The organism is Paenibacillus sp. Root444D2, assembly GCF_001426375.1.
Taxonomy (GTDB): Bacteria; Bacillota; Bacilli; order Paenibacillales; family NBRC-103111; genus Paenibacillus_E.
Window position 1 is genome coordinate 37,150 of record NZ_LMEO01000050.1, and the last position, 17,685, is coordinate 54,834.

22 protein-coding genes and 1 riboswitch are annotated in these 17,685 nt (G+C 46.4%); of the genes, 4 read left to right on the forward strand and 18 right to left on the reverse strand.

Annotation, left to right across the window (positions count from 1 at the left end):
* Nucleotides 1–86 precede the first annotated feature (86 nt).
* Complete coding sequence (locus ASD40_RS27730; protein WP_057306385.1) at nt 87–344, forward strand: DUF2627 domain-containing protein; 258 nt, start codon at nt 87–89, stop codon at nt 342–344.
* Between the two features lie 9 nt (nt 345–353).
* On the opposite strand, the gene ASD40_RS27735 is transcribed toward ASD40_RS27730, so the two are convergent.
* From ASD40_RS27735 to steA, 3 genes are read right to left on the reverse strand one after another with little or no spacing between them, the layout of a single operon-like run.
* The gene (locus tag ASD40_RS27735; RefSeq protein WP_057306386.1) at nt 354–1,253 is read right to left on the reverse strand and encodes a hypothetical protein; all 900 of its coding nucleotides are present in this window, start codon (nt 1,251–1,253) and stop codon (nt 354–356) included.
* Complete coding sequence (locus ASD40_RS27740; RefSeq protein ID WP_057306387.1) at nt 1,223–1,954, reverse strand: glycosyltransferase family 2 protein; 732 nt, start codon at nt 1,952–1,954, stop codon at nt 1,223–1,225. The genes ASD40_RS27735 and ASD40_RS27740 overlap by 31 nt, the downstream gene beginning before the upstream one ends.
* Nucleotides 1,951–3,105: a putative cytokinetic ring protein SteA gene (steA, locus tag ASD40_RS27745; protein ID WP_057306388.1), complete on the reverse strand. Its 1,155-nt coding sequence runs from the start codon at nt 3,103–3,105 to the stop codon at nt 1,951–1,953. Before steA ends, ASD40_RS27740 begins: the two co-directional genes overlap by 4 nt.
* A 130-nt stretch (nt 3,106–3,235) precedes the next feature.
* Here steA and ASD40_RS27750 point away from each other — a divergent pair, with 130 nt between their 5' ends.
* Nucleotides 3,236–3,421 (forward strand): hypothetical protein, encoded by a 186-nt coding sequence (locus ASD40_RS27750; RefSeq protein ID WP_047674694.1) that lies wholly within the window; start codon nt 3,236–3,238, stop codon nt 3,419–3,421.
* A gap of 84 nt (nt 3,422–3,505) precedes the next feature.
* Here ASD40_RS27750 and ASD40_RS38305 read toward each other — a convergent pair whose 3' ends face one another.
* Both ASD40_RS38305 and ASD40_RS27760 read right to left on the reverse strand, forming a co-directional pair.
* On the reverse strand, nt 3,506–3,682 hold the full coding sequence (locus ASD40_RS38305) for a hypothetical protein (RefSeq protein ID WP_164484201.1): 177 nt from the start codon (nt 3,680–3,682) through the stop codon (nt 3,506–3,508).
* Between the two features lie 329 nt (nt 3,683–4,011).
* Nucleotides 4,012–4,266 (reverse strand): hypothetical protein, encoded by a 255-nt coding sequence (locus tag ASD40_RS27760; protein WP_057306390.1) that lies wholly within the window; start codon nt 4,264–4,266, stop codon nt 4,012–4,014.
* Between the two features lie 180 nt (nt 4,267–4,446).
* Between ASD40_RS27760 and ASD40_RS27765 the strand changes: the two genes are divergently transcribed.
* Nucleotides 4,447–4,713, forward strand: coding sequence for a hypothetical protein (locus tag ASD40_RS27765; RefSeq protein WP_029192924.1), 267 nt, complete (start codon nt 4,447–4,449; stop codon nt 4,711–4,713).
* A 46-nt stretch (nt 4,714–4,759) separates the two neighbouring features.
* On the opposite strand, the gene ASD40_RS27770 is transcribed toward ASD40_RS27765, so the two are convergent.
* The 11 genes from ASD40_RS27770 to ASD40_RS27820 all read right to left on the reverse strand — a co-directional run bounded on the left by ASD40_RS27770 (nt 4,760) and on the right by ASD40_RS27820 (nt 15,893).
* Complete coding sequence (locus ASD40_RS27770) at nt 4,760–6,148, reverse strand: cobyrinate a,c-diamide synthase (RefSeq protein WP_057306391.1); 1,389 nt, start codon at nt 6,146–6,148, stop codon at nt 4,760–4,762.
* On the reverse strand, nt 6,148–7,305 hold the full coding sequence (locus ASD40_RS27775) for a cobalt-precorrin 5A hydrolase (RefSeq protein WP_057306392.1): 1,158 nt from the start codon (nt 7,303–7,305) through the stop codon (nt 6,148–6,150). The genes ASD40_RS27770 and ASD40_RS27775 overlap by 1 nt, the downstream gene beginning before the upstream one ends.
* Complete coding sequence (gene cobM / locus ASD40_RS37520) at nt 7,302–8,078, reverse strand: precorrin-4 C(11)-methyltransferase (protein WP_057306393.1); 777 nt, start codon at nt 8,076–8,078, stop codon at nt 7,302–7,304. The genes ASD40_RS27775 and cobM overlap by 4 nt, the downstream gene beginning before the upstream one ends.
* Entirely contained in the window at nt 8,079–8,789 is a 711-nt protein-coding gene (gene cobI, locus ASD40_RS37525; protein ID WP_057306394.1) for a precorrin-2 C(20)-methyltransferase, read from the reverse strand.
* A complete protein-coding gene (locus ASD40_RS27790; RefSeq protein WP_057306395.1) occupies nt 8,782–10,017 on the reverse strand; it encodes a bifunctional cobalt-precorrin-7 (C(5))-methyltransferase/cobalt-precorrin-6B (C(15))-methyltransferase in 1,236 nt (411 codons plus the stop codon). The genes cobI and ASD40_RS27790 overlap by 8 nt, the downstream gene beginning before the upstream one ends.
* Nucleotides 10,014–11,144 (reverse strand): cobalt-precorrin-5B (C(1))-methyltransferase, encoded by a 1,131-nt coding sequence (locus ASD40_RS27795; protein WP_057306396.1) that lies wholly within the window; start codon nt 11,142–11,144, stop codon nt 10,014–10,016. The genes ASD40_RS27790 and ASD40_RS27795 overlap by 4 nt, the downstream gene beginning before the upstream one ends.
* A gap of 5 nt (nt 11,145–11,149) precedes the next feature.
* The gene (locus ASD40_RS27800; RefSeq protein ID WP_057307057.1) at nt 11,150–11,800 is read right to left on the reverse strand and encodes a precorrin-8X methylmutase; all 651 of its coding nucleotides are present in this window, start codon (nt 11,798–11,800) and stop codon (nt 11,150–11,152) included.
* 5 nt (nt 11,801–11,805) lie between these two features.
* Nucleotides 11,806–12,582, reverse strand: a complete 777-nt coding sequence (gene cobK, locus ASD40_RS27805; protein WP_057306397.1) for a precorrin-6A reductase — start codon at nt 12,580–12,582, stop codon at nt 11,806–11,808.
* Nucleotides 12,579–13,565: a sirohydrochlorin chelatase gene (locus ASD40_RS27810; protein WP_057306398.1), complete on the reverse strand. Its 987-nt coding sequence runs from the start codon at nt 13,563–13,565 to the stop codon at nt 12,579–12,581. Before ASD40_RS27810 ends, cobK begins: the two co-directional genes overlap by 4 nt.
* Nucleotides 13,566–13,583: 18 nt before the next feature.
* On the reverse strand, nt 13,584–15,278 hold the full coding sequence (gene cobJ, locus ASD40_RS27815) for a precorrin-3B C(17)-methyltransferase (RefSeq protein WP_057306399.1): 1,695 nt from the start codon (nt 15,276–15,278) through the stop codon (nt 13,584–13,586).
* 141 nt (nt 15,279–15,419) lie between these two features.
* A riboswitch (cobalamin riboswitch) is annotated at nt 15,420–15,620 on the reverse strand.
* A 42-nt stretch (nt 15,621–15,662) separates the two neighbouring features.
* Nucleotides 15,663–15,893 carry a hypothetical protein gene (locus ASD40_RS27820; protein ID WP_057306400.1) on the reverse strand — a complete coding sequence of 77 codons (231 nt, stop codon included), beginning with the start codon at nt 15,891–15,893 and terminating at the stop codon, nt 15,663–15,665.
* 163 nt (nt 15,894–16,056) lie between these two features.
* Here ASD40_RS27820 and ASD40_RS27825 point away from each other — a divergent pair, with 163 nt between their 5' ends.
* On the forward strand, nt 16,057–16,635 hold the full coding sequence (locus ASD40_RS27825) for a guanylate kinase (RefSeq protein WP_057306401.1): 579 nt from the start codon (nt 16,057–16,059) through the stop codon (nt 16,633–16,635).
* A 66-nt stretch (nt 16,636–16,701) separates the two neighbouring features.
* Here ASD40_RS27825 and ASD40_RS27830 read toward each other — a convergent pair whose 3' ends face one another.
* Complete coding sequence (locus tag ASD40_RS27830; protein WP_057306402.1) at nt 16,702–17,127, reverse strand: hypothetical protein; 426 nt, start codon at nt 17,125–17,127, stop codon at nt 16,702–16,704.
* Nucleotides 17,128–17,205: 78 nt separating this feature from the next.
* The gene (locus ASD40_RS27835) at nt 17,206–17,682 is read right to left on the reverse strand and encodes an SRPBCC family protein (protein WP_057306403.1); all 477 of its coding nucleotides are present in this window, start codon (nt 17,680–17,682) and stop codon (nt 17,206–17,208) included.
* Nucleotides 17,683–17,685: the final 3 nt, after the last annotated feature.

A 17,685-nucleotide genomic window follows, 5' to 3' on the forward strand; every position in this document is an offset into this window, starting at 1 on the left:
TCATAGTCTTATTTGTGAATTAGACACACTAACAGTTTCAGAGTATGATGATATAAAACATGTTTTATGCAAAGTAAGGAGCAGCTATGAGAGCGCCATTTTATCGATTTATTGCTATTCTTCTTCTCGTCATTCCCGGTTTGACAGCTACCTATGGGTTCCTTGCCATGAAGGATGCCTTTTTCGCTCAATTCGATACGGACGGACATCTGTTGTGGGGAAAATTTATCCTTGGGCTAATTTTGTTTCTTCTAGGTGTTGCTTTTATTGGAGGATGGACGTTTTTCCGTGATCGCAAACGAAATTATGTGGCACCAAGATTTAAACCTAACCGACGCAAATAGACCGGACTTTCAAGTCCGGCCTAAACGATCTAACCAATGAAGGAACCGGTTCTGTTCAATCATTTGTGTAATGGAGCTCACCTCCGCTTGTCTATGAAGGAAGCCGATTACAGCAACAATCACACATTGTGCCTCCCAAGGAAAGATCATAATAATTCCATAACCCAATGTAAAACCAAGTAGATTCGATCCGGCATCACCAAGCATCCCAAAGCCTCTAATATCAAGGCTATAAAGGATCAAGCCACCCATGCATACTGGGATCATTGAAAAAAACAAACTCGTATCCAAGTCTAAAAAATAATATCCTAAGAGCAAAACCGCACAAAAACTACCCAAAAATGCTTTTAATGATCGACCTGGACGAACGTCAAGCAAGTTCAAGGTATTCGTCATTAGTATCAGCAGGATAAGCTCAACCCCCATCTGCCAGATGGGGGTTTGATCGTTTCCGACCGCTAAAACAAGCCATGCGGCAATCGATAATGTGCCTATCGCCTTAACGGCTCCCATCGATAAAGTCTTTGACTCCATCCAATACCGAAAGTTTCCCTTAAGGCCTTTTACGGCTTTACTACCTATTAAATCATCTGTCCAACCTAATAAGAAAATAAATGTAGCGGAAAAAGTGAATGCCCGATTATTCACTTCAAGGGTACTAAGCTCTTTAAGTAATGAAATTTCGCCCATCAAGCCTGAAGATTCTAGCTTTAGAGCACCTTGAAGAACCAGCTCCTGAAGCCATAAGAGCAACCAAAGAACGACCCCCATCCCGCGAGGGATGGTATGGCCAAGATAGTTCGGCCCTACTTGCCCATGGGCCTCCAGAAAGCGCCTTACGTGCGGCAGCATCCACCACCCTGCCGCTCCAAGCACAATCAGATCGAGGATCGATCCGATGAGAACCATATCCGCTTCCTCTCCTTCCAGCGAGTCAGCAGTGTCAAACCGACCGCGGCGAATTGCCTGCCGCGGTGCATGTATCCGTGCCAATCCCGCCCCGTTTCCCGGTGCGTGATTGGCACGTCCAGCTCCACGATGCGCAGGCCGTGCCTCACCGCATCGATGGTTAGCGCGACTTCCACGCCGAAGCCGCGCGCGAACCCTCCAAGCTCCCGCAGCCGATCAGCACGCACCGCGCGCTGTCCAGACAAGGGAGCTTCAGTCTTATAGCCGCTGAGCCGGTGAATACCGCGACGGGCCAAGCCCTTCACCAAGCCGAAGCCTGCTTTGGCGCCGGACGGCGGCAGCTTCGCTATCGCCATATCCGCTTCGCGCCGCAGCAGCGGCTCGATGAGGACGAGCGCCTCCCCGGCCGTAGCCTGCAAGTCGGCGTCAAGAAAGAGCAGCAGGTCGCCACGAGCCTTGGCGACACCTGATTGCATCGCCGCTCCTTTGCCGCGCCGGCGGTCATGCTTGACCAGCTTGTCCACCCAAGGCCAAGCAGCTTCATAGGTATTATCGACGCTGCCATCGTCGACCACAATAATTTCGAATCTCATCCCCGTACTCCAAATGAAGTCTGCCTGATTCAACAGATGTTGTAGTGTACTCGGAATCGTGCTTGCTTCATTCCAAGCTGGAATAATGATGGATAGATACGGCTTCATCCTTCACCTCCTAGATTCCAAACTACGTGAGCAACTCGCTTCAAAATCCAGTGAAGCTGAAAAAGCCCTAAAGCAATAAAGAAAAGTGAAAGAAAAGCAGTGGTGGCAACCTCTTTCGTCCATAGATACGGCTGCTTATACAGGGCGCCTATACTTTTGATATCTACCAAACGCGACCCTACCTTCATCCGAACAAGAAGCGTGCTTCCCATGCCCTCCCTCCCTTTCTCCAGAAAATCAATCATATGAGTATGCGCACCAACCGTAACTAGCCACTCCCCCCGCTGCTCAAAGGCGAGTAAAAGCGCCGCGTCCTCACTGGTTCCGAAACAAGGCAGTACATGCGCGAATAACCCTAATGCGTTCGTACGAGCTATCCCCGGTGCCGTTCCATTCGGGTAAGCATGGACAATTAACTCCGCACCGCACAAAAGGGCTCGATCCGTCACACTGTCCATATCCCCAACAATCAGATGCGGCTGATAACCGCACTCCAGCAGCGCATCTGCCCCCCCATCAACCCCAATCAGAATCGGCTTGACCTTTGAGATAAATGCTTTTGCGGCAAGTAAATCCTTCTTATACCCTTTCCTTCTGGAAACAACCAATACATACTTACCCTCGCAATTTACCCTAAGGTGTAGTGTGGGCAGCGGCTCCATAACAGCTTGTTTCTCCCGAATTGCATAGGTTAATGTATTATCAATAAATTGCTCCAAAAGCCTTGACGATTGATCGTTCGCAAGCTGCTGCAAGTTCATCCAGTTCTCACGTGTAAATGCGGTACAGGCGATATGCTGATCTCCGATGATGATCCTATCCTCATAAATCGCAATCTCCTTATTCGATTCAAAAACTTCGAACGCCGACGACTCCACTTCCCAAATCCGTATATGCTGCTGCAGCAGCAGCAGGGGGCCTTGGGTTGGATAAGTGCCACTCATCGTTTGGTGGCAATTTATGATCGCTTTTACTTTATGGTCGATGAGTTCCTGTGCAATGACTTCATCTAAGTCACGGTGCTGCAGAACAACGATTCGGCCTGGCGGCAAATCACGCAGCAATACTTTCGTAATCGCCCCTACGTTAATCTTCCCTTTGCAGAGCGGCAGCGGCTTCGAAGAAAACAATGACAACGAGGGCCAATTCATGATAGACACCGACTTTCCTTTCGTCTCTTGGCTCGCTTATTTTGCCCTTTGCCACTATATTCTATGTATATTTTACCTATCCAATGGCAAGTATTGGGTTATATTCTTATTGAAAGGAGATGAAACATCCATGGAGCTAAACATGAGCGCAGACGAAGTGTTAGGCCACATTGTACAGCTTCACAACACCGGAGAGTCGCTAGCCAAAAAAAATGTGAAGAAGCTGCATCCTGATCTTATGAAAAATGCCCTGTATTATTACCCAAGCTGGGAGCACGCCTTGCAAAAGACCGGAGTTGGCAACATCGTTCACTAAACATACATACCATTGCACACACAAAGAGCTCCGAAGGGGATTAATCTCCTTCGGAGCTCTATACGATCTACGTTATTTTCTTCGTTATTCAAGCACTTCCCATTCAACTTGCACCATGCGATCTACCCATGTGCGGATTTTTATTTCAATCGCACTTTCGATTTCTTCATCAGTCATTTCACCAAGTTTATATTCCGGTATTTCAAGTACATCCTGCTTAACCATTTCGCCTGACACGGCTAATTGAATTTGAATACGCAAGCCCTCACCCTTTTCTAAATGAAGTGAATATATAATTGATAAGAAAACTTTCCATTGCAGCTAGGCAACTGATTAATTACAATTAACAAGAGTAACAATCCAATTTGAATGAAGAAAAGAGGAATCCGAATGTCACGAACCCAAGCACAAAAAAATCGACAACGAAGTTTACGCGAAGGTAAGCTAGATCCTGCTATCCATCGACTGCACTGGCATGGAGTCAACCCTGTAACTAAAACGACGCCTACACTGAAACAATTACTAACGAAACAAAATCATAAACACAAATCAAGGAATTTGAACCATTCGCATGGTGACGATTCCTTTTTTCATGCTTCATAACGTTCTTGGATCGTAATTCCTTGTTCCGCTGCATAAAGGACTAACGCTTCTTTTTCCGCAGGACGAAAGGTATAGTTACAATCAAACCCGTTAAAGAACAGCTTCCACTCGCTCACAACTCCGTTATCTCCCAACTCTAACTCCGCTACATATAAGGAATCAGGTTCATCTTCAAACTGAAGGCCGATATGGAGTTGTATCTTCCCTTCCGACATTTCTTGTTCACAATAGTCCATAATCACGAGTGTAGGCCCTCCTATTGAATTAAATCTTTTTTATTTATATAATATACTAATGCGCACAAGCTAAACAACGAGGTGAAACTTTGATCGCAGGTCAAGGATCCCTATACGACAATGCTAGTTTATGCTTAAGCTTACGTAGAAAGTTTTGCTAAAGCAAAACTCTTAGGAGGAATTACAATGGCATACGATCCGCAAGTAGTAGATGCAACAATAGTTAGTGATAACAAAAAAAATGGTCTTTTCGAAGTCGTTGTCTCACTGAAAGACCGCAACAAATGCCGTCTTTTCTTCGAAAGAGATTCCGAAACGGGTATCGGCAAAGTGACTGATTTGAATAGATTGATGAAAGAACCTTGTCCGATCTGCCGCAAAGATTACCTTTGCAACTGTCTTGACCGTTACAAATATTCAATCGCGGATCAAGCGCTAACCTTCATAAAATAATGGCATGACGAAACCCCCTAGCTAATTCAGCTAAGGGGTTTCATTGTTAGTTACGACTTTGTTGATACTGCGTACACGCATGAATCCATTCTTTCACCATATTCGGATTAGATGCGAAATGCAAATGTGTATAACCGGCAACAAGATTCCCAGTGAGATATCCGTCTGCTTTGGTTCCAAACCGGCCTTTCAATTGAAAGGCAGCTTTTACATCCACACCCTCATTAGCTTGAAAAGTTGAATAATGAAATTCATGGCCGCGAGCCTGTTCGCCTGCGGAAAACAAGAAGTTTTCCTCTACACCTGTAACCTCGCGGTAACCTAGAGCTGCTAACTTCGTCTGCATGGTGACTTTTCCGGGGATCATGCCAACCATTGGAAATTCATTTCCTGTCGTATCTACAATTTGTTCCGTGAGGAACATAAATCCACCGCATTCAGCGAGTGTCGGGATACCTTCCTCAATTCGGCTGCGAATTGAGGCCTTAACCCCTTCTTCGGCAGCTAATCGCTCTGCGAATTCCTCGGGAAACCCTCCGCCAATGTAAAGTCCGTCCGCATCAGGAGGAACCTGTTCACCAGCAAGCGGCGAAAAGAATACACATTCCGCACCGCTCGCCTCTAACAGCTCCAGATTTTCCGGATAATAAAAATGAAATGCGGCATCTTTGGCGATCGCAATTTTAACTCTCTTAAGTTCGTCAAGTTGATCTTTGCTAGTGAATAAAACGGACTTACTATTTATTGGCTCAGCTGCGGCTAAATCCAACAAAAGGTCCAAATCTATATGTGCTGTCACTTTGTTAGCCAAAAGCTCAAAAAAAGGTTGGAGCTCGCCTCGCTCAATCGATGGAACCAGACCCAAATGCCTTTCAGGTAGTTCAATGTTTGCGTCGCGCGGCAGATACCCTAAGACAGGAACACCGCATTCCTGCTCGATGGCTTGCTTAACCATCTTATAATGCCCTTCGCTGCCTGCTCGATTGGCAATAACTCCTACAATGTTATCGCCTTGACCAAACTGCTGAAAGCCTTTTACAATCGCAGCGGCGCTTCTTGCCATACTGGCAATGTTGACAATCAACACGATCGGAGCACCTAGAATGCGTCCTATATCTGCGGTACTGCCTTCATCTGTCAGCGGGTTTTTGCCATCAAACATCCCCATAACACCTTCGATAATCGATATATCTGACCCTTGGCTTCCGCGTTCAAATATTTCCTTCACCGCTTCACGCCCAGTCATCCATGAATCCAAGTTGCGTGAAGGCCTTCCCGTTACTGCCGAATGATAGGTAGGATCAATATAATCGGGACCACACTTAAATCCCTGAACCGTATTTCCTCGTTTCTGCAAAGCAGCCATAATCCCGATGGTCAAGGTGGTCTTCCCTACACCACTGCCTGTGCCTGCTATGACAATCCGATGATCCATCACAAGCCACCTCGTCCATATTGCGTAGAACCTGTAAATTCGAGTAATCCCACAGATATGGTGACGTTTCCTGATTTTTTCTTAACTAAAGCTAATTTATCTTGACCCGTGTAAAGCTTAACAGCCGGCTCACTCACCGCATACGCTCCTGTAAACTGATACACAGTCTCAGACGGTGCCTCAACGCTCACTGTGTTCAACTCATCAGGAGTATAGGTGATGAACTCCCAGCCGTGATTACGGGTAACCTCGAGCAAGCCAACTTCGTCCTTCTTCAAATCGATCGTACATACTGCTTTCACGCTTCGAATGGAAAATGATAGCTCTTCAAGTGTTACTTGTATGACTTGTTCAATTTCATCTGATAAAGTACCGCGGTTACAGCCTATTCCGAGTATGATAACTTTCGGTCTGTACAGCACACCGTTAGTTAAAACGCTCTCCTCCTCTGGCTCCAAAAGCCGATGCGTAATGAGCAGAACGGCATTCGGCTCGCTTGCTCGACCCTCCGAAATTGATGTGAACCGCCTAATATTGGCGGGTATAGGTCGCTCATGCGTCCACCAATTCGGTTCACCCGATTCCTGAATAACGGCAATTCGCTCTTCATTGACGACAGCAGCGCTGACCGGGGTCAGTTTATCTGCCGAGTCCCAAACCCAGCCGAATCGACGGCCGAAGAGGTCGACAGGTATCGTTTTCTGAACATCCGATGCCGTAGTAATTACAGCCCTTGCATCAATAGCAGCTGCGACCTCATGGGTTAGCTCATTGGCGCCGCCCAAATGCCCAGAAAGCACGCTAATGACATGCTCCCCATTATCATCAATAACTACAACACCAGGATCTTTTTTCTTATCTTTAAGTAATGGAGCAATCATACGAACAACAGCACCTAAGGAAATGATGATAATAAGTCCTTGGTATGCAGGAAATAAGGCTGGAAATAATAACCTTACACTTCCTGTAAAAAGTTGAATCGAGCGCTGCTCTTCATCACCTTTGACGAATTTGCTCATGTAATAGACATCCGTGCCGCTCATTTGCTCATTCAGCTTGCGTGCAATCTCAACACCATGTTTCGTAATAGCTACGATCGCATAGTCATTTTGCTGTCGTATAACAGGAATGACTCCTTCTTGCAGACTAATCGTCATGGCTTAACCCCTCTGCGGAAGCGGTGTGTAAATGATTTATCATATAACTTGGAGCGGTACTCCTCTTTGCCATGAATTTCCGGATCCAGCGCCCAGCCTGCCAGAATCATCGCATGCGAACGGATGCCATGGCTCCGCATATCCTCTTCCAGCTTCCCTACCGTCGTACGAACAATGAGCTGATCCGGCCAGGTAGCACGCTGAACGACCGCAACAGGTGTCTCCTCGCTCCAACCCGCCTCAACAAACTCGCTAACAACTTTCTTGATTAAAGTAGCACTCAGGAACAATGCAATTGTACAATGATGTGCGGCAAGATCACGCAATTTCTCAAGCTCAGGCACTGGCGTACGGCCTTCCGCTCGAGTTAGAATAACCGTCTGGGTAAGTTCTGGAATCGTTAGCTCTGCGCCAACAGCCGCGGCTGAAGCGAAGACGGAGCTTACGCCTGGAATAATTTCATAGCCAATGTTTTCTTTACGCAGCAAGGCGATTTGTTCCATTGTTGCCCCGAACATGGCTGGATCTCCGGTGTGCACGCGCACAACCATCTTTCCTTGTTTAAGGCGGTCGACGATGATGCCAACCATTTCCACCAACTCCATGCCGGAGCTTTTCAGTACTTCTGCTTCAGGCTTCGCCTTAGCAATCAACTCTTCATTCACAAGCGAGTCCGTATACATCACAACATCTGCTTGTTGAAGAAGCTTTAAGCCTTTCACAGTGATCAAATCCGGATCTCCTGGTCCCGCACCAATAATATAGAGTTTCATCTATTTTCTCACCACCATCAAGGTTAAATATTCTAATTCTCGTCCTTGCAGTTCTTCCACATTACGCCAAATCTCTTCCTCCGAGGAAGTAACTTTAGTTAAAACGGATGCCTTATTCACGAGTCCGAGATCGTGAAGTACGGATAGCATCAAATCTATCACTTTAGCGACCTTGATGAAGACGACACAATCATGTTCTTCAATGGCCTTGCGCATCTTGTCGTAGTCGTCCATAGCCGGGACGATAGCAATTTGCTCATCACCATCCGCTAAGGGGATGCCCAAACGAGAAGCAGACGCGTTAATCGAAGATATTCCTGGAATGGAGACAGCCTTAACTTCAGGATGACGTTCGTTCATAAGACGCATCAAGTGAATGTAAGTGCTATAAATCATCGGGTCGCCCTCCGTCACGAAGGCAACATCTTTCCCTTGCACCAAATGTGCCCAAACACTTTCAACCGTCTTCGTCCATTGCAGTTCAAGCGCTTCTTTATCCCTTGTCATTGGAAAAGTGAGCCCCATCATTTCTTTTTGCTCCGTATTCACGTACAGCTCCGTAATCGCTAGCGCATAGCTCTTGGCTCCACGCTTCTTTCTTGGGTAAGCGATGACCGGACATTCTTTTAACAATCGAAAAGCCTTGACCGTAATTAATTCAGGATCGCCTGGGCCTACACCCAAACCATATAGCGTGCCGAGACTACTCATCGCCAGTTCCTCCCTCCATATCTGTCTGCTTGCGCTGCGCTGTGATGATGTAGATCGGATTCAGTGCGTCGAATCGTTTCATATGGAGGATAGGCTTGCTGCGCGATACTTGTACAAGCGATATCTGCGTTGTGAATCCAACCTTTTCAAACGTTTTATCAGCTTCGTATAACGTCTCAATTGTCGCAGCGTTCAACACAATTCTACCATTCGGCTTCAGTCTCGCTGCACATATTTCTAGCAGCTCTTGCATCTCTCCACCGCTTCCGCCAATAAAGATGGCATCCGGATCTGCAAAAGTATCGAGACCCTTTGGTGCTCTGCCATGCACGGCTGTCAGATCAACGCGAAACTTGGCGCTGTTTTCCAGGCAATTCTGAAGATCGTCTTCGTTTTTCTCGATGGCAAATACAGCACCTTCACGAGCTATACTTGCCGCCTCAATGGCTATGGAGCCTGTACAAGTTCCAATATCCCATACGACACTATCCACTTGTAGAGCTAATTGACTGATGCTTAATACGCGAATCTCTTTTTTCGTTATTAGCCCTTTATCCGGTTTGCGTTGGGCGAACTGATCATCTTCAATACCAAGCGGCCAAACAGGCCCTGGGGCTTGTTTTTTCAAAATAACCACATTGAGTGGTGAAAATGTTGCCGTGGCCAGCTGGTCCAAATCGTACCAACCACAGCGTTCTTCGGCTCCGTCCAAATTCTCAGCCACAAAGGCACGATATTCGGACATTCCAAAAGAAAGCAAATAAGCCGCAATCGCACTCGGTGAATTCGTTTCATCCGTGAGCAGGGCCACTTTGTCCTTCCCGTCTATTCGCTGCGCCAAGCCCTTGATGCTCCGTCCATGAACGCTTGTGATATAAGCATCGTGCCAGCTTTCCCCCATCCGGGCAAAAGCCAATTGAACCGAGCTAACAGCCGGGTAAATTTGTACACCTTCCAGCTTCTTCTCAACATAACCGCCAATCCCATAAAAGAGAGGATCGCCCGAAGCCAAGATAACAATGGAACGCTCTTCTTTTTGGAGTTTACTCATGAGCTCTGGCAAGCTGCCTTTTATGACGATCTTCTCGCCTTTATATTCAGGAAAAAAGGCAAGGTTCCGCTCTCCGCCTACAAGTACTTCACTTTCATTAATCCATTTGATATATAAAGGGAGCAGGCTCCCTAGTCCGTTATCGCCGACACCAATCACTTTTACGCTTCTACTCATTCGTATGCCAACTCTCCATTCTCGCTTCGCTTCACCATCGCCGATTTCCCTAAGAGTTCGGCTTTCATCGAAATGATCACTGTTTCTATGAAATCAAATCCGTCTCTTGCAACCTCTTCTAGTCCAGCTAGATTACAGCGCTCGCATAACCGCTCAAAATAACGCAAATTCCCCATAGAAGCCATTAAATCTCCAACCTGTGAAGCTGTATTGGCGCCTCTGATTTCTTCAACAAGAGCATCGGAAGCTTCCGATTCGATCGCAACCTGTGCAAGGAACCCAAAATCAACCGGGGCACTCTTCGAATGCACCATCATCACACCCTGTGCAACCTTAGAGAACTTGCCCATCATACCGACCAATGTCACCTTACGAATGCCTTGTCTTTGGGCTTGTATCAGCGCAAAACCGACGAAATCGCCCATCTCGATAAAAGCTTCCTCTGGAAGCTCGGGATACATGCTAATCCCGAATACTTCCGTCCGGCCGCCGGTCGAGAGCACCAGATGCTTGCAGCCGCATTTCACGGCTACGCGAATCGCCTGTGCGACACTGGCCTTGTAGGCCGCACTCGAGAATGGCACCACTGTGCCACGGGTGCCGAGAATCGAGATGCCGCCGAGGATGCCAAGACGCCCATTCAGCGTCTTCTTGGCGATTTCTTCGCCGGCGGGCACAGATACGAGCACGTCTACACCGTGCACGATCTCGTAATGGTCAAGCACTTCTTGCACGGTTTCGCGGATCATTTTCCTCGGGACCGGGTTGATCGCTGCTTGACCGATCTCAACTGGCAGGCCGGGCTTCGTCACGCGCCCAACGCCAATGCCTCCATCGATGCCGACGCCAGGCTCGGCACGGAAGCTTACGCGCACGATGATCTCCGCACCGTGCGTCGCATCGGGATCATCGCCGCCGTCCTTGATGACGGCGGCTTCGCCCCACAGCTGCGTGAACGCGCAGCTGTGCAGAGCAAACTCAACCGTTTCCCCGATGGGGATACGGATATGCACGTGCGTTTGCGGCGCTTGCTCGATAAGCGCCACTAGTGCTGCTTTGGCTCCTGCGGTTGCACAGGAGCCGGTGGTGTAGCCGTGGCGCAGCGGCTTGCCCGGTACTTCCTCCATAGGCGCTACTCCTTACGCGCCGCCATGATGGACAGCGCGTTGACGGCTGCGACGGCAACGGGACTGCCGCCTTTGCGGCCAATGTTCGTGATGAACGGAATGTCCAGTTTGGCCAGTTCATCCTTCGATTCCGCTGCGGAAACAAATCCAACAGGCACACCGACGATGAGCCCCGGCTTCGCGATTCCTTCTTTGACGAGTCGAATCAGCTCCAGCAGGGCTGTCGGTGCGTTCCCAATGGCATAAATAGCTCCATCTGCTTCCTTAATTGCTTTGCGAATCGAAATAATCGCACGTGTCGTGTTCAGACGCTTGGCTTCCTCCATGACATCCTTATCCGAGATATACACTCTGACATCGCCGCCGAATTGCTCAATACGCGGTTTACTAATGCCGACTTGCACCATCTGAACGTCAGCCACAACGATTTTACCAGCTCGAATAGCTGCAATACCTGCTTCGATTGCTCTCGGATGAAAAACAAGACTGCGTCCTAATTCAAAATCCGCTGAAGCATGAATCACACGCTGTACAACGGGATATTGCTCCGGGGTAAACGGATGCTCGCCCAATTCCTCTGTAATCATCTCAAAGCTTTTCTCTTCAATTTCTTGCGGTTGTACGGTTAATGGTTTGAATTCCGTATGAAAATCCATCATATTTAGCCCTCCTTATGAATGCTATCGTTTATAAATTGAATAACGCCTTGAAAGTCTGAATAAAGAGTTCCATATTCAAGTTCCGGTCTACCTATGACAATACTCGGAATCCCCATTTCGAGTGCTGCTTCGAGCTTCTCATCCACAGCTCCGACTTTCCCGCTTTCTTTCGTTATCATCAAGGTAACTTTGTAATGGTCATAAAGAGCTTTATTTAACTCTTTGGAAAAAGGGCCCTGCATGGCCACAATATTTTTCTGCTCAATACCCAGTTCTTCGCATTTCTCCATATTATCTTGGCGTGGAAGCATCCGCGCAATGAGCCTCGTATCGGGAAGCCCAATTAGGCGATCAGCAAAAATCTTCAATGTTTTGCTGCCGGTTGTCAGCATAATGCTGCCACGCTTCTCAGCCGCTAGCTCTGCAGCCTGTTTATAATCATCAACCGTCGTAACAAGTGCACTTTGCTCGATGGACAAGCTTTGACGTTCGAAACGAACATAAGGTACTGCCGCCAGCTTAGCCGCCGCCATTGCATTCTTCGACGCTTCCTCCGCAAAAGGGTGGGTTGCATCAACAACCACGCGTAAACCTTTATCTTGAACTAGCTGGTTCATGTCTTCCGCGGTTAGGCGACCAGTAAGTACCGGAAGCCCTTCCGCCTCCATGCTCTTTGCTGCGCTCTCGGTCACAACTGTTGTGAGCACAGCGTATCCTGCTGCTCGAATTCCTAACGCCAGCTCCCTAGCGTCACTCGTACCTGCAAGAACGAGAATCATCGTTTGTCACCTCTTGAATGAGCATGGTCATGATCATGCTCGTGATTCTCGTGATTCTCGTGATGCTCGTGATCGTGGTCGTGGTCGTGGTCGTGTTTATGCTCATGGTCATGATGATCGTGGTCGTGAGTGTGATCGTGATGGTGATGATCGTCATGATCATGATGGTGATGATGATCAATATGCTTCATTGCCTCTAGTCGATATTGGCACATGTCGCAGTTCATCTTCACTTCATCCTGAAGCGCCTCCTGCGCGCGTCCAATCAGAATCTCTTGCAGCAGCGGATGGAAGCCAAAATAAGGTGCCATCTGGAATTGTTTATCTGGATATGTTTCGCGATACCCTTGAACCAATTGTTCCATGCGCCCAATCAAAACGCCTGTGAACAGGAAATATGGCAAAATGATTACCTTCTTCGCTCCGAGCAGTAAACATCGCTCAATCCCAGCATCCATCAGAGGTGCTGTAACTCCGATAAAGGCTGTTTCCACCCATTTCACCTGAAGCTTCTCCCAGAATAAACGAGAGATTTTAAACAGATCGCTATTCGCATCTGCATCACTGCTTCCACGTCCAACAATAAGTAAAGCTGTTTCACCTAAGTCCTCTTTCAATTGAACTCCGAGATCTTCTACCCTAGAGGATAAAATATCCAGAATTTGTTCGTGTACCCCAATAGGTCTACCGTATGTAAATTTCACAAAAGGATATTTTAATTTCGCATCATCGATAGAAGACGGAATATGAATTTTCGCATGTCCAGCCGCAAATAAGATAATCGGAATGACCACAATATGAGTAGCCCCTAGCTCTACACAGCGATCAATTCCTTGCATAATCGTTGGTTGAACAAATTCCAAGAAACATGTCTCCACAATTTGCTCTTGCATCTTACTCGCAATTTCTGAAACAAAGAGGCGAACTTCCTCATTCCCGCCTTCTTCCCGACTCCCATGACCCACAAATAAAACAGCATTCATCTTTTATTCCTCCTAATTCTAATCGCCGCAAATGGCATTCTCGATGACGAAACCTACCATTTCTTGATGGCGGTAACCTTCAATTTCTTTAACACGCTTGAAATATTTATGAAACCGTTCGTTCGGGTGTCCTTCTTTTTGGTAACGTTCCACGATTCTGCCAACTAATCCAACAAGCTCCTCAGGATCAATTCCTTCTGCAACAGGCTGAGCCGCATGTGCATTTCGACCTACTGTTTTTCCGCCAAGAAATAGATCAAATTTCTCTTTGCGGTAAACAATGCCGATATCTTGCTGAACCGCCCCATAACAAGCCATACCACATCCATTGAACCCAATTTTCAGCTCTTTTGGCACCTCTAGATTACCAATTCGATTATGAATGGCTTCCGCATAAGGAATAGATTCACCTTTTTCCAAATTACAAAAGTCGCATGCTTTAATTTGGGCAACATCACCAATCGGAGATAACAATAATCCAAGCACACTTAGTTCGGAGGTAATCTGCTTAGGGTTATTGGTTTGCACACGAACAATCAATTGATGATGCGGTGAGTACTCAATATCTCCACGATCTCCAACAATCTCGCCTAAAGCACACAGTTGGGCTGCTGTTAACTTTTTATTCGCAATACCTGGGCTTACGGCAAACTCAAAGATCGATTGGGTCGCAGTCAGCTTATTGTCAAATTCAAAAGGCACCACTTCAGTCCCTTTGGATACTAGCTGCAAGGCTTCCATTGCAAGTTGTAAGGAGTTGCTAGGTGACAAATTCGGCGATGATTTCAGCAGGGACGGTTCTTTACTTTCAGTAACCTCATCATCCATGAGTTCATCATCTTCATCGAAGTCCTCCATGGATTCATCCCAATCCTGCTCATCCAATTGTTCCAAAGCCCACGGCTCCGCCTCGGATTTCAACCTTTGATGTGGTTTAAGCGGCTGTGTTTCAGCCCCTAATGTGTATTTCCGCTGATAACCGCGTGGTGTAATCATGAGACCTTCATACAGTTTAGTTGCAGAATTACCAATAATAATGGTTGTTAACATACCAATATCGTGATTCAGCATATCGGCAAGCGTCGTCACAACAACATGCTCGCGATCTCGATAAGCACTTTTGACAATCCCAACAGGTGTTAAAGGAGAACGATGCTTTAGGAGTATGCGCTGAGTCTCAACGATTTGTCTAGTCCGTCTACCGCTTCGCGGATTATAGAGGGCAATAACGAAATCCGCCATCCCCGCTGCCTCGACCCGCTTCGCGATCAGCTCCCAGGGCGTAAGATGATCACTTAAGCTTATAGTGCATGAATCATGCATAATTGGAGCACCTAGCAGAGATCCAGCCGAATGAACAGCTGAAATGCCAGGAATCACTTCCACTTGGACGCCATCCTCACGGGTCCAGCCTTGTTCCATCAATACCTCATAGACAAGACCGGCCATCCCATACACGCCGGCGTCTCCACTGGAAATAACGGCAACTTTCTTACCCTGCTTGGCTTGCCGCACAGCCTCTTGCGCACGACTCACTTCTTCTGTCATACCTGTTCGAACTACTTGCTGTTCAGTTAACAGACCTGCGATAAGATCCACATAGGTGTTATATCCGATGATAACTTCACTTTCCTGAATCGCTTCCCGTGCACGCTTCGTAATATGTTCAAAACTCCCCGGCCCAAAGCCGATAATGAGCAGTTTTCCTGACAATTTGTATCACCCTTTCCCATAATTACACAAACAAAAAAAGCATCCCTAACATAAGTCATGTTAGAAATGCTTGGTAAATTACTACAGTTAATAAAACCAGAAGTAACCGCTCTCTAACACTCCCTAATTCCTCGTAGGGTTATTGTGTTGTTGAATTAGGCAGGTCTCCTGACTTAATCATCCCCTTGCACCTTCCCAGGTTGTTACCCAGTGGCATGTTGCAAGGAGTTACCGTAATAACGGCGATTTTTACAGTGGCGGGTCCGTGCCGGTATTTCACCGGTCTTCCCTTTTAACCATAAATCCGAAAGGATATATGGCACCTAATTCCATTGATATGCAATTACGATCATCCTACCATCTATCGATAGGGTTGTCACGTATTTATTCATAGATGGCCCGGTAGAGTCCTTCCATCAAACTCTGGTAACTGCTTGGATCATAGGTCATTTCGGCAAAAGAAACTTGAATGACCTTGTTGATCGTTTTAACGATAAAAAAACTATCCTCTCCACGCTCCGGGTCAATATAGGTATAACACTCTAAGTGACTGCTTCCGGTTTTTTGACGTAAAAATTCCGTTGCTTCCGCACTCAAATTCGCATATTTAGGCATTGTTAGATTCCTTTCCATTTAAACGACGTGATGCTATCTATTATAGCGTATTTTAACCCTTTGATTCCTATCAAACGAGAAAGTATTTCTTTAATTTTCAGAATTTTCGTACTATAATGAATCTATCAAGATATCGCTTTCATTATATGAAGGAGGAATTGATATGAGCAGTCATGAAACGAATGGATTGGTGTTTGTATTTACTGGCACAAGCGGTTCCGGTCGTAAAACAATTGCCCATCACATTGCCAAAGAACTTGGTTTCTCATCTGTCGTCTCCTACACAACTCGAACACCTAGACCCAAAGAAGTCAACGGGAAAGATTATAATTTCATCTCACGCAAAGTTTTCATCGATTGTGACATTGCAGGTGAATTTTTTCAAACTGCTGAAATTGATGGGAATTTCTATGGGATTAAGAAAGCGGACATCGATGAAGCGCTTCGCAAAGACGGACTTATCTATGTCATTGTGAATCGTTATGCAGCTAACCGTTTCAAGTATACATTTGGAGAAAGAGCAATCCGCTTGTTCATCTATGTCAACAAACAAACGATCATGGAACGCATGCTTGCTCGAAACACGCCAACGGACGTCATAGACCACTACATGAACCACTACATAGAGGAAGTCTCCTACCGCAAAGATTGTGAGCATGTTTTTGAGAATATGAATTTACAAGAAACGATCGACAAAGTAAAGGCAACCATGCTCGCTCACATGCCAACTACAACTAGTTAAATGTGCTAATAACGCCAAGAGACCCGGTGATCGACATCACCGAGTCTCTTTTTTACGATCCTACATTCATTTTAATGGGGCTTTTTTCCTCTTCAAGGCCACAAATCCACCTAACAGAGAAACCGGTACGATGACGACAAAACCAATCAACTCATACCATAATGGAATGCTATGATTCGTTAACATAGAATCAAATCCGATTGCAGCGCCGATGACGCCAATAATGGCTGCATTGAAGTATTCGGCACGCTTCGCAACCTTAGCGGCGATGTATCCGCCAAGAAACGACCAGAACAAACCAACTACCAAAAGCAAGAGTAATAGGCCTACATTCGAATATATAACACTTACATCTTGCTCATCCACCGGGCGATTAGCAAAATATATACCGCCAATTAACGTAGTCGATATCAAAGTCCCTAAGTTATCGACCGCTATACCAAGCAGCACACCCAGAAAATGGAATTTTCGTTCACTTTTTTGTTCAACCATAGATTCTTCTTCTCTCCTGATCACTTCGACCTACCAGCCTTATCCATAATAACATGTGGGAGTCTTACTATCCAGTTCTTACCTAACAGACCTTGTAGACTGGGCTATCTCTTCAGCAATTTTCTTCACATAGTTATTGCGCATTTTAAGAAATTGAGTCATATACTTTGCTAGAAACAAGTGATCAACAATCTTCCCCAATCCTCCAAAAGGCGATGTGTAATCGAACGTGTCTACCATCAATGTACCTTGATCTACAGTAACAAATTCATGTGTATGATGAAATCGCTTGAATGCCCCTTTTACCATTTCATCTACAAAATAATTCGGCTTCTCCATCTCAGTAATTTGGGCAGTCAACTGCTGCTTAATACCTAAATGATAAGCTTCCCAAGTCACTGTTTCTCCATGCTCAATCAATCCCTGAGTCCTGCCTGCTATTGCTCGTTCCTTCGTATGGGAGGTCGATTTCGCATGGATATCTATACTCCTTGCCAAATCAAAACAAACCTCGATAGGTGCATGAATAAGTAACTCCTGTCGTATAGTTGGCATTGA

What these genes read in the sequence shown, in the direction of transcription:
- cobI (WP_057306394.1), bottom strand. Translation starts at nt 8,789, where the DNA reads ATGAGTAGTCTCGGCACGCTATATGGTTTGGGTGTAGGCCCAGGCGAT.
- ASD40_RS27765 (WP_029192924.1), top strand. Translation starts at nt 4,447, where the DNA reads ATGGCATACGATCCGCAAGTAGTAGATGCAACAATAGTTAGTGATAAC.
- ASD40_RS27825 (WP_057306401.1), top strand. Translation starts at nt 16,057, where the DNA reads ATGAGCAGTCATGAAACGAATGGATTGGTGTTTGTATTTACTGGCACA.
- ASD40_RS27820 (WP_057306400.1), bottom strand. Translation starts at nt 15,893, where the DNA reads ATGCCTAAATATGCGAATTTGAGTGCGGAAGCAACGGAATTTTTACGT.
- ASD40_RS27830 (WP_057306402.1), bottom strand. Translation starts at nt 17,127, where the DNA reads ATGGTTGAACAAAAAAGTGAACGAAAATTCCATTTTCTGGGTGTGCTG.
- ASD40_RS27800 (WP_057307057.1), bottom strand. Translation starts at nt 11,800, where the DNA reads ATGGATTTTCATACGGAATTCAAACCATTAACCGTACAACCGCAAGAA.
- steA (WP_057306388.1), bottom strand. Translation starts at nt 3,105, where the DNA reads ATGAATTGGCCCTCGTTGTCATTGTTTTCTTCGAAGCCGCTGCCGCTC.
- ASD40_RS27835 (WP_057306403.1), bottom strand. Translation starts at nt 17,682, where the DNA reads ATGCCAACTATACGACAGGAGTTACTTATTCATGCACCTATCGAGGTT.
- ASD40_RS27770 (WP_057306391.1), bottom strand. Translation starts at nt 6,148, where the DNA reads ATGGATCATCGGATTGTCATAGCAGGCACAGGCAGTGGTGTAGGGAAG.
- ASD40_RS27740 (WP_057306387.1), bottom strand. Translation starts at nt 1,954, where the DNA reads ATGAAGCCGTATCTATCCATCATTATTCCAGCTTGGAATGAAGCAAGC.
- ASD40_RS27790 (WP_057306395.1), bottom strand. Translation starts at nt 10,017, where the DNA reads ATGAGTAGAAGCGTAAAAGTGATTGGTGTCGGCGATAACGGACTAGGG.
- ASD40_RS27750 (WP_047674694.1), top strand. Translation starts at nt 3,236, where the DNA reads ATGGAGCTAAACATGAGCGCAGACGAAGTGTTAGGCCACATTGTACAG.
- cobM (WP_057306393.1), bottom strand. Translation starts at nt 8,078, where the DNA reads ATGAAACTCTATATTATTGGTGCGGGACCAGGAGATCCGGATTTGATC.
- cobK (WP_057306397.1), bottom strand. Translation starts at nt 12,582, where the DNA reads ATGATTCTCGTTCTTGCAGGTACGAGTGACGCTAGGGAGCTGGCGTTA.
- ASD40_RS27810 (WP_057306398.1), bottom strand. Translation starts at nt 13,565, where the DNA reads ATGAATGCTGTTTTATTTGTGGGTCATGGGAGTCGGGAAGAAGGCGGG.
- ASD40_RS27730 (WP_057306385.1), top strand. Translation starts at nt 87, where the DNA reads ATGAGAGCGCCATTTTATCGATTTATTGCTATTCTTCTTCTCGTCATT.
- ASD40_RS27735 (WP_057306386.1), bottom strand. Translation starts at nt 1,253, where the DNA reads ATGGTTCTCATCGGATCGATCCTCGATCTGATTGTGCTTGGAGCGGCA.
- ASD40_RS27795 (WP_057306396.1), bottom strand. Translation starts at nt 11,144, where the DNA reads ATGGAGGAAGTACCGGGCAAGCCGCTGCGCCACGGCTACACCACCGGC.
- ASD40_RS27775 (WP_057306392.1), bottom strand. Translation starts at nt 7,305, where the DNA reads ATGACGATTAGTCTGCAAGAAGGAGTCATTCCTGTTATACGACAGCAA.